This window comes from Streptomyces sp. MMCC 100, assembly GCF_041538145.2.
GTDB lineage: Bacteria > Actinomycetota > Actinomycetes > Streptomycetales > Streptomycetaceae > Streptomyces.
Genome location: NZ_JBGORK020000001.1, coordinates 3910055 through 3925612, shown reverse-complemented (window position 1 = coordinate 3925612; position 15558 = coordinate 3910055). Strand labels below are relative to the sequence as shown.

General features: G+C 71.2%; 14 protein-coding genes and 3 pseudogenes. 12 read left to right on the top strand and 5 right to left on the bottom strand.

What is annotated here, in order from left to right:
- Positions 1-17: 17 nt before the first annotated feature.
- A complete protein-coding gene (locus ABS735_RS18295; protein WP_373903353.1) occupies positions 18-914 on the bottom strand; it encodes a MurR/RpiR family transcriptional regulator in 897 nt (298 codons plus the stop codon).
- A 112-nt stretch (positions 915-1026) separates the two neighbouring features.
- On the opposite strand from ABS735_RS18295, the gene ABS735_RS18290 reads away from it, so the two are divergent.
- From ABS735_RS18290 to ABS735_RS18265, 6 genes are all read left to right on the top strand, one after another.
- Positions 1027-2166 carry a C45 family autoproteolytic acyltransferase/hydolase gene (locus ABS735_RS18290; RefSeq protein ID WP_373903354.1) on the top strand — a complete coding sequence of 380 codons (1140 nt, stop codon included), beginning with the start codon at positions 1027-1029 and terminating at the stop codon, positions 2164-2166.
- Positions 2167-2246: 80 nt separating this feature from the next.
- A complete protein-coding gene (locus ABS735_RS18285) occupies positions 2247-3887 on the top strand; it encodes an ABC transporter substrate-binding protein (protein WP_373903355.1) in 1641 nt (546 codons plus the stop codon).
- A gap of 4 nt (positions 3888-3891) precedes the next feature.
- On the top strand, positions 3892-4845 hold the full coding sequence (locus tag ABS735_RS18280) for an ABC transporter permease (RefSeq protein WP_373903356.1): 954 nt from the start codon (positions 3892-3894) through the stop codon (positions 4843-4845).
- Positions 4842-5699, top strand: coding sequence for an ABC transporter permease (locus ABS735_RS18275; protein ID WP_373903357.1), 858 nt, complete (start codon positions 4842-4844; stop codon positions 5697-5699). Before ABS735_RS18280 ends, ABS735_RS18275 begins: the two co-directional genes overlap by 4 nt.
- 7 nt (positions 5700-5706) lie before the next feature.
- A complete protein-coding gene (locus ABS735_RS18270) occupies positions 5707-6696 on the top strand; it encodes an ABC transporter ATP-binding protein (RefSeq protein WP_373903358.1) in 990 nt (329 codons plus the stop codon).
- Positions 6693-7553 (top strand): ABC transporter ATP-binding protein, encoded by an 861-nt coding sequence (locus ABS735_RS18265; RefSeq protein ID WP_373903359.1) that lies wholly within the window; start codon positions 6693-6695, stop codon positions 7551-7553. Before ABS735_RS18270 ends, ABS735_RS18265 begins: the two co-directional genes overlap by 4 nt.
- Positions 7554-7929: 376 nt before the next feature.
- Here ABS735_RS18265 and ABS735_RS18260 read toward each other — a convergent pair.
- Together ABS735_RS18260 and ABS735_RS18255 are read right to left on the bottom strand one after the other, a co-directional pair.
- A pseudogene (locus tag ABS735_RS18260) lies at positions 7930-8421 on the bottom strand (translocation protein TolB); the annotation flags it as partial.
- 44 nt (positions 8422-8465) lie between these two features.
- Complete coding sequence (locus ABS735_RS18255) at positions 8466-9044, bottom strand: helix-turn-helix domain-containing protein (protein ID WP_373903435.1); 579 nt, start codon at positions 9042-9044, stop codon at positions 8466-8468.
- A 33-nt stretch (positions 9045-9077) separates the two neighbouring features.
- On the opposite strand from ABS735_RS18255, the pseudogene ABS735_RS18250 reads away from it, so the two are divergent.
- The 3 genes and pseudogenes from ABS735_RS18250 to ABS735_RS18240 form a co-directional block, all read left to right on the top strand.
- A pseudogene (locus tag ABS735_RS18250) lies at positions 9078-9737 on the top strand (ATP-binding cassette domain-containing protein); the annotation flags it as partial.
- A gap of 184 nt (positions 9738-9921) precedes the next feature.
- Entirely contained in the window at positions 9922-10044 is a 123-nt protein-coding gene (locus ABS735_RS18245) for a hypothetical protein (RefSeq protein WP_373903360.1), read from the top strand.
- A 138-nt stretch (positions 10045-10182) separates the two neighbouring features.
- Positions 10183-10988 (top strand): annotated as a pseudogene (locus tag ABS735_RS18240) (PP2C family protein-serine/threonine phosphatase); the annotation flags it as partial.
- Positions 10989-11242: 254 nt separating this feature from the next.
- On the opposite strand, the gene ABS735_RS18235 reads toward ABS735_RS18240, so the two are convergent.
- Positions 11243-12199, bottom strand: a complete 957-nt coding sequence (locus ABS735_RS18235; RefSeq protein WP_373903361.1) for an ankyrin repeat domain-containing protein — start codon at positions 12197-12199, stop codon at positions 11243-11245.
- Positions 12200-12588: 389 nt separating this feature from the next.
- On the opposite strand from ABS735_RS18235, the gene asnB reads away from it, so the two are divergent.
- The 3 genes from asnB to ABS735_RS18220 all read left to right on the top strand — a co-directional run bounded on the left by asnB (position 12589) and on the right by ABS735_RS18220 (position 15250).
- Positions 12589-14430, top strand: coding sequence for an asparagine synthase (glutamine-hydrolyzing) (gene asnB, locus ABS735_RS18230; protein ID WP_373903362.1), 1842 nt, complete (start codon positions 12589-12591; stop codon positions 14428-14430).
- A 197-nt stretch (positions 14431-14627) separates the two neighbouring features.
- Positions 14628-14795, top strand: a complete 168-nt coding sequence (locus ABS735_RS18225) for an EF-hand domain-containing protein (protein WP_373903363.1) — start codon at positions 14628-14630, stop codon at positions 14793-14795.
- Positions 14795-15250 carry an EF-hand domain-containing protein gene (locus tag ABS735_RS18220; RefSeq protein ID WP_373903364.1) on the top strand — a complete coding sequence of 152 codons (456 nt, stop codon included), beginning with the start codon at positions 14795-14797 and terminating at the stop codon, positions 15248-15250. The genes ABS735_RS18225 and ABS735_RS18220 overlap by 1 nt, the downstream gene beginning before the upstream one ends.
- A gap of 65 nt (positions 15251-15315) precedes the next feature.
- Here the strand turns inward: ABS735_RS18220 and ABS735_RS18215 are convergent, their stop codons facing one another.
- Positions 15316-15534 carry an excalibur calcium-binding domain-containing protein gene (locus ABS735_RS18215; RefSeq protein WP_373903365.1) on the bottom strand — a complete coding sequence of 73 codons (219 nt, stop codon included), beginning with the start codon at positions 15532-15534 and terminating at the stop codon, positions 15316-15318.
- Positions 15535-15558 lie beyond the last annotated feature (24 nt).

Here is a 15558-nt window from a genome sequence, read left to right as displayed (position 1 = left end):
CCGGCGGCGCCCCGGAATCATCGGTGGGGCGGTACCAACCGCTCTCGCAGCGCCGTCAGTTGGTGGGAGTGCTCGACGGCGCGCGTCCCGTCCAGGGTGGTCATGGCGAGCAGCAGGGCATCGGCGACCAGGAGGCCGGTCAGGGACTCGTTGGTGTTCCCGGTGGGGGTGTGCGGTGCGGTGAGCACGGCGTCGACGCGGTCACCGAAAGCCTCACCGAGTTCGTCGGTGATCAGGACGATGGTGGCCCCCACCGCTCGCGCCCGTTCCACCAGCACGGTCAGTTCGTGCAGGTGCCGGGCCGGCTGGAAGATGACCACCGCGTCGCCCTGGGACAGGGACAGCAGATCGTCGGCGAAGGTGAATCCGGTGGCTCCGCTGAACCGGGAGCGACGCCCCAGCCGGCCCAGGGACAGGGCGAGGTGGCGGGCCCCGACTTCGCAGGCGGCGACGCCGTAACAGAGGACCTCGCGTGCTGAGGCCAGTGCTTCGACGGCCCGTTCGAAAGACTTCGTGCCGGTCAGGCGCCGGGCCTGCTCGATGCGTTCCTGCGCCTCGTCGAACACGTCGCCCCAGATGCTCTCCAGGTCCTGGCCCACGTGGGAGATGCGCTGCTTGAGCCGGACCTCGGGCGCCTGAGAAGCGGTGAAGTCCGCGGCCAGCTCCCTCTTGAGGGCCGGGAGACCGGCGTACCCCAAGTGCTGCAAGGTGCGGACGACGGTGGCGTTGCTGGTGCCGCTGGAGGTGCCCAACTGCTGGGCGCTGGCGAACATGATCTGCTCCGCGGGCGCACTCGCGAGGTACTGGGCGACGGTGCGCTCGGACGTGGAGAGCTCCTCCCACAGATCTCGGATCGCGGTCCGCAGACGGGCCAGCCCGCCGGGACCCACACTGCCAGCCTCTGGAACATCCATTACGCCCCTTGACTTACTCGGTTTCCTGGTTACGCTCTGAGCAACTTGTTCCAATGATGTTCATTCTTGGAATGAATGTTACAGCACTGTTGCCCTCCCGAGGAGTCTTGTCATGCACCACGCCCTGCCGGTCATAGAGATCTCCGGGACACCGGCGGAACGCGGGCGGCAGTACGGCGAAGCGGTGCGCTCCCGCATCGGTGAGGCCATCGGCTACTACACCGAAGCCTTCGGCGAGGCGTCGGGCCTGTCCTGGGACCAGGTCACGGCCCGCGCCCGGCTCTGGCTGGAGCCGGTGCGCGACCACGCTCCCGAACTGGTCGAGGAGATGCAGGGGATAGCCGACGGAGCAGGCGTGGGCCTGCTCGACGTACTGGCGCTCAACGCGCGCGGCGAGGTCATCTACGACTCCACCTTCAGCCGGCTGTCCGAGGACGAGGAGGCCGCCGAGGGCTGCACCTCCTTCGCGGCCTACGGACCGGCGAGCGGCGACGGCCATGTGTGGGCCGGGCAGAACTGGGACTGGCGGGCCGCGGTGGCCGGCACCGTTGTGATGCTGCGCGTCGTCCAGCCCCCGAAGCCGACCCTCGTCATGCAGGTGGAGGCCGGTCAGATCGGCCGCCAGGGCGCCAACTCGGCCGGCATCGCGCTCAACGCCAACGGGCTGGGCGGACGTTTCGACGACACCGTCGGTCTCCCGCAGACGGTCGTCCGCCGCAGCGTGCTGGACCAGTCCAACATCAGTGACGCCCTGCGCGTGCTGAGCCGGACCCGCGCCCACATCGCCGGGAACGCGCTGCTCACCTGCCGAGAGGGCTTCGTGATCGACGTGGAGACCACCCCGGCCGGACACCGCTGGATGTATCCCACCGACGGCCTGCTGGTGCACGGCAACCACTACCAGGCCGGCATCCCCGCCGCTCTCGCCGCCGACTACCGGCCGCTGGCCCCCGACTCCCTGGTCCGCGTTCCCCGTGCCGAACAGGGTCTGCGGCGGCTGCGCGACTCCACAGGCCCCGACGAGTCCCGCAAGACCATCCAGTACGCCATGTCGGACCACCTCGGCTTCCCCGAGTCCCTGTGCACCCACCCCGACCCGCGCAGGTCCCCCGTACGGCAGTGGCAGACACTCGTCTCCTCCTGCGTCGACCTGACCTCCGGCGACTACCACGTCACCGCCGGCACCCCCTGCGACCGCGACTACCAGCACCTGCCCTGGAACCTCTACGACGGCCCCCACGCCCCCCATTAGACCGGATCGAAGGTCACCAAGCCCCCCACCCCCGGAAACGAGCAGTCTCCGCACCACCCTTTCCGCTCAGGAGCCACCGTATGAAGTTGAAGACCTCGATCGCCGCCCTCGGGCTGGCGGGCATGTCGGTTCTCGTCACCGCCTGCAGCGGCGCCGACACCGGCCAGTCCGGGGGCACGGCCCGCGACGTGACCCAGTTGGAGCTCACCCCGACCACGGCCGCGGCCGCCGGTGCGGTGGACAGCGTCGACTGGCTGCTGGAGGACGAGCCCGACTCCCTGGACCTCGACACCCAGGGCGGCAGCGCGGGCCGCACGGTGCTCACCAACGTGTGCGAGCGCCTGTACCAGTTGCAGCCCGACATGACCGTGCGGCCGTGGCTCGTCGACAAGGCCGCCCGGTCGGACGCCAGGACCCTGGTCCTGACCGTGCGCGAGGGCGTCACCTTCCACGACGGCTCCGCCATGACCGTCGACGACGTGCTGTTCAGTCTGCGCCGCCACGCGGACCCGGACATGTCCGAAGCCGACGAGTTCGAGAACGTGACGTCGATGAAGAAGACCGGCGCGCACGAGATCACCGTCAGGTTCAAGGAGCCCGACGCCCTGTTCACCAAGGCGCTCGCCGGCGACGCCGGACTCGTCTACCAACAGAAGCGGGTGCGGGAGCAGGGAGAGGACTTCGGCACGCCGGGCCAGGCCGACGCGTGCAGTGGTCCCTACCGGCTCGCCTCCTGGAAGTCGGGCGACTCCGTCACCCTGGAGCGCTACGACGGCTACTGGGGCGACAAGGCACTGACCCGGAAGGTCGTCTTCCGCTGGGCCGAGGACAGCGCCATGGTCAACGCCCTTCGGACCGGAGCGGCCGACGGCGCCTACACCGACTCCGTCGGCACAGCCGCCGCCCTCGACGGCAAGAAGGGCATCGACCTGCACTTCGGGCCCAGCACCGCGACCCTCGACCTGATCCCCACCGAGCGCGGCGGACTGGCCGACCCCGACATCCGCAAGGCCCTCTCCCTGAGCCTCGACCGCACCGGCATAGCCAAGTCCGGCTACGGCGGCCTGGCCCAGCCGTGGGCCACTCCCGTCGGCTCCGGCGCCTGGGGCTACGAGAAGTCCGTGTTCTCCGCCGCACAGGAGAACCTGACCGGCGCCCCCGCCTCGCCCACCTCCGCCGACATCGCCAAGGCCAAGAAGCTCGTCCAGAACGCCGAGCACAAGCCCGACGGGCCGATCGTCATCGGCACCGACAGCACACAGGGACGCCTCGTCATCGCCAACGGCGTACGCGCCGCGCTCCAGCAGATCGGCCTCAAGGCCCGGATCAAGACCGTGCCCTCCGCCGAGTACGGCGAGTTCTACGGTGACAAGTCCGCCCGGGCCGGCATCGACGTCCTGGTAGCCGACTGGTACATCTCCAAGAGCGACCCCGTCGGCTTCTACGACAACGGCGTCTCCGACGACTCCAACAACTGGGTCGGATTCCACAGCGCCGCCTACGACGCGAAGGTCGAACAGGCCAAGCGGACGCTCGACGACGCCGAGCGAGCCGAGCTGGTCGTCGACATCCAGCGCCGATTCGCCGACTCCGCCGTCTGGATCCCCGTGGCACAGACACCCACCGTCCTGGCCCTCAGCGACAAGCTCACCGGCCCGCCGGCCTCGATGGCCTACCTCTACCACCCGTGGGCCGCGTCGCTCGGCGCGAAGAAGGGCTGAGCACATGATCGTCCGAATCAGCAGACGGCTCGCCGGCCTCCTCGCCACGCTCCTCGCGTCGTCGTTCGTCATCTTCGCCGCGATCTACGCCGCCCCCGGCGACCCCGCGGTCTTCCTGGCGGGCGGCCGCGACACCCTCACCCCCGAGCGCCTGGCCGCCGTACGCGAGCAGTACCACCTGGACGAGCCCCTGGTCGTCCAGTACGGCCGATGGCTGTGGGACTGCCTCCACCTGGACCTGGGACGCTCCTTCCAGTACGGCGACGAGGTCGCGGACCTGCTCGCCGCCCGCTTCCCCACCACCCTGGAACTCGTCACCTACGCCACCGTCCTCTTCGTGGTCCTGGGCGTCAGCGCCGGCGCGCTCGCCGCGCTCAACCGGGGCCGCTGGATCGACTCGGCCGTCGTCGGCGCCACCACCCTCACCGCGTCCGTGCCCTCCTTCGTCGGCGGCATCGCCCTGGTCGCACTGTTCGGCGTGCAGCTGGGCTGGTTCCCCGTCACCGGCAGCGGAGAGGGAGTGGCCGGCACCCTGCACCACCTCACCCTGCCCGCCGTCGCCATGGCCCTGGGCGCGCTCGCGGTCGTCAGCCGGGTCACCCGGCAGGCCGTCGTCGACGCCGACGGAGCCGACCACGTCGCCGTCGCCCGCTCCTCGGGCCTGCCCGAGCGCGAGATCGTCCGACGCCACGTGCTGCGCAACGCCCTCGGCCCGATCGTCACCATGTGCGGTCTGGTCACCGCCGGCATGCTCGCCGGCACCGTGGCCATCGAGACCGTCTTCGGCCTCAGCGGCATCGGCTCCCTGCTCGTCGGCGCCATCAACAGCCACGACTTCCCCGTCGCCCAGGCAGTCCTGCTGCTCATGGTCACCTGCTACGTCGTGGTCACCACCCTCGTGGACCTCGCGCACCCGCTGCTCGACCCGCGCCTGAAGTCGGCAAGGAGCTCCGCATGACCGCCGTACCCGCCGACGCCCCCGCCCCGGTCCGGACCGCACGGCGCGCCCGGCGCCCGGTCGCCGCGCTCGTCGCCACCGGCTTCCTCGCCCTGGTCGTGCTCGCCGCCGTGTTCGCCCCGCTCCTCGCACCGTACGCGCCCGACGCCGTCGATCTGTCGTCTTCCCTGGTCGGCACCAGCGGCGAGCACCTGCTCGGCACCGACGCCTCCGGCCAGGACCTGCTCTCCCGGGTCCTGTACGGTGCGCGCACCAGCCTCGTCGCTCCCGTGGTGCTGCTGGCACTCGCTGCCGTCATCGGGGTGAGCCTGGGCACCCTGGCCGCCTGGCGAGGCGGCTGGATCGACGCCTTCGTCTCCCGGCTGACCGACGTGATGTACGCCTTCCCCGGGCTGCTGTTCGTCGTACTGATCATCGCCGTCTTCGGCACCGGCATGACCACCTCGGTGCTCGGCCTCGGCCTCGCCTTCGCGCCCACCATCGCCAAGTACACCCGCAGCGTGGCCCTGGCCGAGCGTGCCAAGCCCTACATCGACGCCTACCGGGTGCAGGGCATGGGCGGCGCCCGGATCTGCGTACGCCACCTCGTGCCCAACCTCGCCCGGTCGATCGCCGGTTACCTGGTGGTCCTCTTCGGCGAGGCACTGATGAGCCTGGCCACCCTCAGCTACCTCGGCTTCGGCACCCAGCCGCCCAGCTCCGACTGGGGACTGATGGTGCAGGAGGGGCAGTCGGCCATCGTGCAGGGCGCGCTGCTGCCCGCGCTGGTGCCCGGCACCGCCATCGCCGCCGTCGTCGTGGCCTTCAACGTCGCCGGGGTGCACCTCGCCGACCGGCTCGGAACCAGGAGGTAGCCACCCCGTGCTGCTCGACATCGACCGACTCACCGTCCACCTGCCCGGCACCGCCCGTCCGCTCCTCGCCGACGTGTCCCTGCGCGTGGCCGCGGGCGAAGTCGTCGGCCTGGTCGGCGAATCCGGCTGCGGCAAGTCCACCACCGCCAAGGCCGTACTGCGCGTCCTGCCCGACGACGCCGCGGCGCACGGGCGGGTGACGGTCGCCGGAACCGACGTGCTGACCATGACCGACACCGCGCTGCGCGAACACCGGGCCCGGCGCGTGGCCATGATCCACCAGAACCCCCGCTCGGCCCTCAACCCCGTCCACCGCGTCGGCGACTTCCTCGTCGAACGCCTCCTGCACACCGGCGACCGCGACCGCCGCACCGCCCGCGACCACGCCGTCGAACTCCTCGACAGCGTCGGCCTGAACGATCCGGCACGCCGCCTGCGCCAGTACCCGCACGAGATGTCCGGCGGCATGCTCCAACGCGTCGTGATCGCCGGCGCACTGGCCGCCGACCCGGACCTGATCCTGGCCGACGAGTCCACCAGCGCCCTGGACGTCACCACCCAGGCGGAGATCCTCGCCCTGCTGCGCGACCTCGGGCAACGGCGGGAGACGGGCATGCTGTTCATCACCCACGACCTGCACCTGGCCGCCGCGTACTGCGACCGCGTGTACGTCATGTACGCGGGCCGCATCGTGGAACACCGGCCGGGGCGGAGCCTCTTCGACCAGGCCCGCCACCCCTACACCCGCGGTCTGCTCGACTGCTCACCCGAACTCGGCGTGTCCCGCCCCCTGCGGCCCATCCCCGGGCGGCCCCCGTCGCTCGCGGACGGATCCGACGGCTGTCCGTTCGCCGCGCGGTGCCCCCAGGCCGAGTCCGCCTGCGAGGTGTGGACCCCACAGGCGACGGAACTTCCCGACGGCGGCGAGGCCGCCTGCCGCCGGCTGCCCGAAGACGCGGCGGCCACCGCCGGAACGACTGCGAGGAACACCCCGTGACCACCGCGAAAGCCGTACCCCCAGCCCCACCGCTGCTCATCGCCGACGGGCTGCGCAAGACCTACCGGCTCCCCGGCGGGGACAGTCTGGTCGCCGCGAACGACGTGTCGTTCACCCTGCCGGCGGGCGGGGCGGTCGGCATCGTCGGCGAGTCGGGCTCCGGCAAGACGACCGTCGCACGCATGCTCGTCGGACTCGTCCGACCTGACGCGGGAACGATCTCCGTCGACGGACGGGACCGGATGGCGGGCCGACGCCGTGGCCGCGGCGAACGCCTCGCCCGGGCCCGGGAGATCCAGATGGTCTTTCAGGACCCATACCTCTCACTCGACCCCCGGCTGACCGCACGCCAGTGTCTGGCGACCTCGCTGAGCCTCCACGACGCGACCGACGTGGACGGACGGATCGAGGAACTCCTGGACCGGGTCGGCCTCGGCTCCCGCGAGGCCGCCGCCCGCCCGCACGAGATGTCGGGCGGGCAGCAGCAGCGGCTGGCCATCGCCCGCGCCCTGGCGGTGAACCCGCGCGTCCTCGTCCTGGACGAGGCGGTGGCCGCACTGGACGTGTCCATCCAGTCGCAGATCCTGCGGCTGCTCGTCGACATCCGACAGGACACCGGCCTGGCCCTCGTCTTCATCAGCCACGACCTCGCCGTGGTTCAGCACGTCACCGACGAGACGGTGGTGATGCGGCGGGGCACCGTCGTCGAACAGGGCCCCACGAAGCGGCTGCTGACCGCCCCCGAGAACGAGTACACCCGTTTGCTGCTCGCCTCGGTTCCCCGCCGCGGCTGGGACCCGGCAGCCGCGGTACGGGCCCGGGGAGCCTCCGGGGCGGACGGTCGGCAGTCGGCCTGATCAGAGACTGGGTGCGGTGAGCCGCCGCTCGCCTGCCGGTCGGTCTCGCGTGCCCGGCTCAGCCCGCAGGCACGTGAGGCCGGCCGCGGGGCTCAGCGGGTCCGGTAGCGCCCGTAGACGAGCCCGCCGTCGGGGAAGGAAGTCACCGTCGTCAATGACGACGCGACCACGCACACCCTGACGGCGACCAAGGGCGGCGCCTTCGACACCGGCGACATCGACCTGGGCGAGAGCGACACCTTCACGGTGCCGTCCAACCCGGGAGGCTTCCCCTACGACTGCACGTCCGCCCCTTCACGAAGGGCACGCTCACGGTCAAGGGAGGCCCCCGATGTGTGTGTTGGGGGGCCTCCGGGCGCATGGGCGATGGAGGGTGCTACTTCCGGAACGGTCCGGTCACCTCGTAGGTGATGCCGCCGGAGGAACTGCCGGTCGTGCCGCGCTGACTGGAGAAGTACAGGCGGGTGCCGTCGGGGGAGAAGGCCGGTCCGGTGATCCGGTGATCTCCGAGCCGCCCAGGCCGTTGACGCGCAGGAACGGGGTGACAATGTCGTCCGGGGTGATGATGCAGATCTCCATGTTGCCGCCGTCCTCAGCGGCGAACAGGTCGCCGGAGGAGGAACCAGTGACGTTGTCGACGCCGGTCAGCGGAGCCGTGCCGGGGCTGACGAGGCTGTCGTCGTAGGCCAGCTCGTAGGTACTGTTCGCGAGGTCGACCTGCCAGACGCGGTTGTCGCCCTTGGTGGTGAACCAGACGGTGTCGTTGGCGTAGTGACAGCCTTCTCCGCCGTTGAACCGCTTGGCACCGGAGACCTGTCGGCGGGTCAGGGTCGGGGCGCCGTCGGGGTCGGGGCACCGTCGCCCAGGTGGCTCGACGAGTTGAGTCTCAGTGATGCGGCACCGGCGGGTCGCTCACGCGGGTGACGCGTTCGACGGCGATACGGTGTCGAGCGGCGAGGCGGGGGTGCGGCGCTGCTGGCGGTAGCGGGACGGGGGCAGACCGGCCACGCGGCTGAAGGCGTGGCTGAACGTGCTCTCTGAGGCGTACCCGAGCCGCTCGGCCAGCGCGGCGATGGTCGTGTCGGTGGTGAGCAGGGCGTGTCGGGCGAGTCGGATGCGCCACCCGGACAGGTAGGTCAGGGGTGGTTGTCCGGACACGCGGTGGAACTGCCGGGCGAAGTGGCTGCGGGACATGTTCGCCGCGGCGGCCAATTCGGAGAGCTGCCAGTTACGGCCGGGGTCGGCGTGCATGAGGCGGACCGCCGGGCCCAGGCGCGGATTCATCAGCAGGCGCAGCCAGCCGGGCGGGACCATCGCTTCGTGTCGCGTCCCGGCACGAAGCGCTTCGAGGAGAAGCAGTTGCGCGTACTGGTCGGCGGCGAATCCGGCTCCTGCGCGGTCGCCTTCCCTCTCGTCGACGACACGTTCCAGCAGGCGCCGCATCTGTCCCGCCTCCGCGTCCGCGGCGGATGCGTGGAGTACCGCCGGCAAGGCAGAGGTGAACAGGTCGGCTGCTGCGGGGTCGGGACTGACATGCCCGCGGCCTCCGACGCGCAGCTGCGGCGGCTGCGCGGCGGCACGGCGGCGATGATCTTCCAGGACCCGCTGTCGTCCCTGGACCCCTACTACACCGTCGGCGACGAGATAGCCGAGGTGTACCGCGTGCACCACAAGGCGTCGCGGCGGGCGGCACGGGCGCGCGCCGTCCAGGTACTGGACCGGGTGGGCACCCCCGACGCGGTACGGCGTTCGCGCTCGCGCCCGCACGAGTTCAGCGGCGGCATGCGCCAGCGCGCCCTGATCGCGATGGCCCTGGCCTGCGAACCGGAGCTGCTGGTCGCGGACGAGCCCACCACCGCGCTCGACGTGACCGTGCAGGCCCAGATCCTCGGCCTGCTGCACACACTGCGGGAGGAGACGGGGATGGGGCTGCTGCTCGTCACGCACGACGTGGGCGTCGCCGCCGAGAGCGTCGACGACGTCCTGGTCGTGCCGAACGGAGTCGAGGTCGAGCACGGTCCCGTCGCCGCCGTCCTGGGGTCCCCGGCGCAGGCGTACACGCGACGGCTGCTGAAGTCGGCGCCCCGGGGTGGACATGCCACGACCCCGGCAACCGGCCGAAGCGGAGAAGGAACCGGCGTCAGCAGCGGTGGTGCTGGAAGCCGCGCCTGGAGGCGCGATGATCGGCCGAACCCGCGTGAGTGCGTCGCCACCCCACCGCCCAGAGGGGGCAGAAGCCCCCGTAGACCGTGCGCAGCGGAATTGCCATGGTGCTGCGGTGTCTCAGTTCACTTGCGAGACCTTGTCGCCGAGGGCCAGGGCCGCGGTGATCAACTGGCTGCGGGCAGCCGTCGTAGAACGTGCTCACATGGGCGCCTTTCAGTGCGACGGCCTGGCCCACCAACGTGTCGTACGCCAGCCACACGTCGCCGTGCCCCGCGCCGAGGATCTCCTTCAGGACGGCCTGTCCGGCACCGCCGTGGGCCGCTGACAGGGGTGTCCGGACGGAGGGGATTCGTCGGCCAACGAGCAGGCGCGCTACTGACGGGCCGGGGAACGGCCTCCGGAGAGCGCCGTCTGGAGGGCTGCCCTGATGTCGTCGCTCTGCGGGTCCGAACTCCCCGGACATGCCCCGCGCGGCGTCGCCTCCGCCCTGGCCGCACCCGACACCTGTCAGCACACCCCGGACTCCGGTATCGCCGTCGAACAGCGCCGTATGTTCGACGCCACCGGCATCCGCTCCGCCGCCGTCGTCCCCATGCGGGGAACCGGGGAGGTTCTGGAAGGCATCACCCTGGGGCGGGCCGTCACACCGGGGGAGTTCTCCACCCCCGACTCGCCTCTGATCGAGGACATCGCCCGACGTGCCAGCCTCGCGCTGGAACGCCCGCCTCTACCAGCGCCAGCCGGCCGTCGCCGAGACCATGCAGAAGCACCTGCGGCCCGGGGCGCCGAGCGTCCCCGGGCCGCAGATGGCCGTCCGCTGCCTGCCCGCCCCCGACGCCTTCCAGGTCGGCGGGGACCGACGTCTGCATGGCCACGCCCGTCTTCGCCCGCGTCACCAGAACGGACAACGGACCCTGGCGGCTTTCCTGGACCTACGCGGGCCGCACCCGTCCCTGTTCGCCACCCGCGAAGGCCTGACCAACTACCTCTCCGACGGACACAGCCTCCTGCTCGGCACGGGCCCTCAGCACCTCCCGTCCGGACGCGACCATCCTGTTGCCACCGGGTTGCACGCTCCTGCTGTGCACCGACGGCATCATCGGAGTGCCCAGCCACACCCTCGACGAGGGCCTGGACCGGCTGCGTCAGCACGCCGCCGCGCTCGCCCACCGGCCCCTGCAGTCCTTCGCCGGCCAGCTCCTGCACCGTGTCCAGTCGCCCGGCCCCGACGACGTCGCCCTCCTGCCGCTGTGCGTACCCGGGAGAGCTCCATGCGGACATGGGGAACGACTTTCCGGGAACCCGGCCGCCGTCCTGCTCCGACGTGCGGAAGAGACGATGACGACGACACCCGAGGGCCACAGCCACAACCGCTTCTGCAAGGCCTGCGGCACGCCCGCCGGAGACGGACCACTGTGCGAGCACTGCGGCTCCGTCGTGGCACTCCCGGACGACGCCGGGCTGACGGAGGACCAGGGTGCCGCGGTCCGCCGGGACTTCGAGGAGCGCGACGCCCAGCGGAGTCAGTGACTCCAGTAGTCGCGGCGCGGCAGTTTCACCCACACGTCCGGGGGCCCGGCCACGGCACGGCTGTCGGTCGGGCGCAGTCCGGCAAAGGCGCAGGAATACGCAACGGCGTTGTAGTGGTAGAGGTACGAGGACAGAACCTCCTCGGCGGTGTCGTTCTCGTCCGGTCCGCCGCCGGGGTGCAGGTCCCAGCCCTCGACGGTCCCATGACGGGCGATGCTGCCCTGGTTGCCGCTCTTGGGATTGGCGTACAGCCCGTAGCAGACCGTGCCGGCGGACAGCCGGGTCAGCACGCCCGGCATCTGTGGCGCGTACCCCCAGGGCTGGGTCACGACGCAGCCGCCCGGCACGGTGGTGACGCCGACGATCTGCAGGGTCTGGTCCATGTCGTACCCGTACGGGTCCTCCAGCACTTCGTCGACGATCCCGTCCGCGACCGGCGCGGCCTCCAGACGGCGCACCGCCTCGGCCGCGTCGATTCCGGCCACGCAGGCCAGCCCCGTGCCTTCGTAGTGGAACCTGCCCAGCGCCGCGGTGAGCCGCCGGCCCTCCTGCGCCGCCGCGCGCTCCGTGTCGGTCAGACCTGCCCCTTCCGCCACCGGGAACAGATCCGGCGTCGGTCCGGCGAGGCTCAGGCGTCCCGGTGACCAGCCGCCGATGGACGGCCGCCAGGGATCGGCCCCGGCAGCGGCGAGGGCCCGGGCGTTGTGGGGCTTCCCGGACACGACGGCCTCCCACAGTGCTGTCACGCCGTTCTCCAGTGCGTCCACATCCGCGACTCGGCCGGCCAACTCCGCGACGACCTGTGGGGAGCCGAACACCGCTGCGCGATGGAGCGGCCGGCCCCCGCCCCATCGCTCCGGATCAGCGCCTTCGTCCAGACGCCGGCGCACGTCGTCGACATCCGTCCACTTCCAGCCCATGTCCGCCCAGCCGTCACTGCCCGGTGTCATCCGTCTTCCCCCAGCATGTCGCCTGCTTGTCGTGTTCCACGCTCGCACACGGGTCTGACACAAGGGCCGGTCGCCGCACTCGGGCCGCCCGGTCCCGGGGCGCCGTCGGTCGGCGGCTGGCGGTTGGCGAAGACTTTGCGCGTGGCCGATTCCGCGCGGCGGACGCCCTGCCTGAAGGCAACGGAAGGTATCGCGATCGCAAAGGGTGGCCGAAAACGAGGGATGTCGTGTGTCCTTTCCGTTACGGCCGCGTTGACCGTGCCTGCTCCCGTGACGCACGCTTGAAATGTAGATGGCAGCTACAACTGGTTCGTTGTCGATCCGCTCGCAGTCGCAAAAGTGACTGGTCGTGCAGGGTCGCCCGGCGAGCCGGAGGCAGGAGGTAGCGTATGTGCGGTATCACCGGCTGGGTCTCCTTCGACCGCGATCTCGGCACCGAGAGGGCGGCGTTGGATGCGATGACCGAGACGATGGCCTGCCGCGGACCGGACGACCGCGGCGTCTGGACGCAGGGACCCGCCGCGCTCGGCCACCGCAGGCTCGCCGTCATCGACCTGCCCGGCGGCAGGCAGCCGATGAGCGCCGACACCCCCCACGGCACGGTCGCGCTCGTCTACTCGGGAGAGACCTACAACTTCACCGAACTCCGCCGTGATCTGGCGGACCGCGGGCACCGTTTCGCCACCGACTCCGACACCGAGGCCGTGCTGCGCGGCTACCTCGAATGGGGTGACGCGCTCCCCGAGCGCCTCAACGGCATGTACGCCTTCGCGCTCTGGGACGGTCGAGAGAACAAGCTCGTCATGGTCCGCGACCGCATGGGCATCAAGCCGTTCTACTACCACCCGACGGCGGACGGCGTGCTGTTCGGCTCCGAGCCCAAGGCGATCCTCGCCAATCCACTGGTCCGCCGCCGGGTCCGGCTCGACGGGCTGCGGGAACTCTTCACCATGATCAAGACGCCCGGTCACGCCGTCTGGGAGGGCATGCGCGAGGTCGAACCCGGCACTGTGGTCACGGTCGACCGCTCGGGTGTGCACCAGCGCCGCTACTGGGAGCTGGAGACCCGTCCGCACACCGACGGCAGGGACGCCACGGTCGCGCATGTCCGCTCGCTCCTCGACGACATCGTGCGCCGCCAGCTCGTCGCCGACGTGCCCCGCTGCACGCTGCTTTCCGGCGGACTGGACTCCTCCGCCATGACCGCGCTCGCCGCCCGGCAGCTGGGTGAACACGGCGAGAGGGTACGCAGCTTCGCTGTGGACTTCGCGGGGCAGACCGATAACTTCATCGCCGACGAGCTCCGAGGCACCCCCGACACCCCCTTCGTCCACGACGTCGCCCGCGCCTCGGGCACAGATCACCAGGACATCGTGCTGGACGCCCAGGCCCTCGCCGACCCCGAGATCCGCGCCAAGGTCGTCCGCGCCCGGGACCTGCCGGCCGGTTTCGGCGACATGGACGCCTCTCTGTACCTGCTCTTCCGGGCGATCCGCGACCACTCCACCGTGGCCCTGTCCGGCGAGTCCGCCGACGAGGTCTTCGGTGGCTACCTGCAGTTCTTCGACGAGGAGGCACGCCGCGCCGATACCTTCCCCTGGCTGGTCTCGATGAGCCGCCACATGGGAGAGGACACGGACGTGCTGCGCCCCGACCTGGCGGCGAAACTGGACTTGCCCGCGTACGTGGCCGACGGCTACCGCGACGCCGTGGCAGGCATCCGGCGCCTGGACGGCGAGAGCGACTTCGAGTACCGGATGCGGCGGATCTGCCATCTGCACCTGACCCGCTTCGTGCGCATCCTGCTCGACCGCAAGGACCGCGCCAGCATGGCCGTCGGCCTGGAGGTCCGCGTCCCCTTCTGCGACCACCGGCTCGTCGAGTACGTGTACAACAGCCCCTGGGCGCTGAAGTCCTTCGACGGCCGGGAGAAGACCCTGCTGCGCGAGGCGACCGCGGACGTGTTGCCGAAGTCCGTGTACGACCGGGTCAAGAGCCCCTACCCGTCCACCCAGGACCCCAAGTACGCGGCGGCCCTCCAGGACCAGGCCAAGGACCTGCTCACCCGCACCGGCCACTCCGTCTTCGACCTCGTCGACCCCGACCGCCTGCGGCGGGCCGCTGAGCGGGAGGCGCCGATGAGCGGCCAGGCGGAGCGGCGCGGCCTGGAACGGGCCCTCGACCTCGCCCTCTGGCTGGACCTCTACCAGCCGGAACTCGACCTCAGCTGAACGCCCCGGCGCCCACCCCTGCCGAGGAGGGCCTGCCGGCACGGGTGCCCGGAGGCGATGGCCCGGCAAACCGGCGCTCGATGTGTTAGTGCGGGGCGTGATCTCAGGCGCCGCGTGCGGAGTGCTCCTTGGCGCCGTTGGTTGACGGGTGGAACTGGACAGCCTGTCGGCACAACGGTGAGCCGAGGGGGCTTGTGGTGGCCAGTGGGTTCCGCAGGACGAAGGTCCAGGCGAGGTTCGACGTGTTCGACACGGACGACAACGGCTTCTTGGGGGAAGGGGACTTCGAGGCGCTCGCCGCGCGGTGGAGCCGGCTGCCGCGGGTGGCCGCGAGCCCGGAGCTGTCCGACGGGTACGCGGCGTGATGACGGGATGGTGGCAGCAGCTGTCGGCCGCCGCCGACGAGAGCCGGCCCAGCCGGGCCGGCTTGGACGAGCTGATGACCGTGGTCGAGCGGCTGCCGACCATGCCGGAGGCCGTCACGGCCACGGCCGACACGATCTTCGACGCGGTGGACGAGAACGGTGACGGCCGCATCTCCCGCGGCGAACACCAACGGCTCGTCGACACGTGGCACGGCCGCGGCATGGCCACGGAGGACGTGTTCGACCGCCTCGACCAGGACGGCGACGGATACCTCAGCCGTGCGGAGTTCGCGCTGCTGTGGACGCAGTTCTGGATCAGCGACGCCCGACCGAGCACGGCAACGCGATGTGCGGCCCCGTCGCCCCGGCCGCCTGAGGCCACGGTAGCGGCTACTCATCGGCCTCCAGGGCAGACCGAGGAAGTGACCGCAGGCGGGCGGCCCACCAGAGGTTGAGCAGTCCCGGACAGCGAAGCACCTCCCGCCGGGACCGCACCGCGGCACAGCATCCCGCCCACCGATCAGTCCCGGTCGCAGCCGGTGGCGTCGCCGTCGCGGTCGAGGCGGGAGGCGTAACCGGGATCGCCACGGTGCGCGGGAGCGGCGCCGGCGGCTCGGGGGTGACGGTCGTGGCGACCTCGACCACGAGGGTCGTGGCCCCCGTCGGCTCCGGCTCCGGCTCCGGCTTCGCGGTCGCGGTTGCCGTGGGCGAGAGCCGGCACCGGACCCACGTAGCGCATCTGTGCCCGCTTTGATGCGGGTCG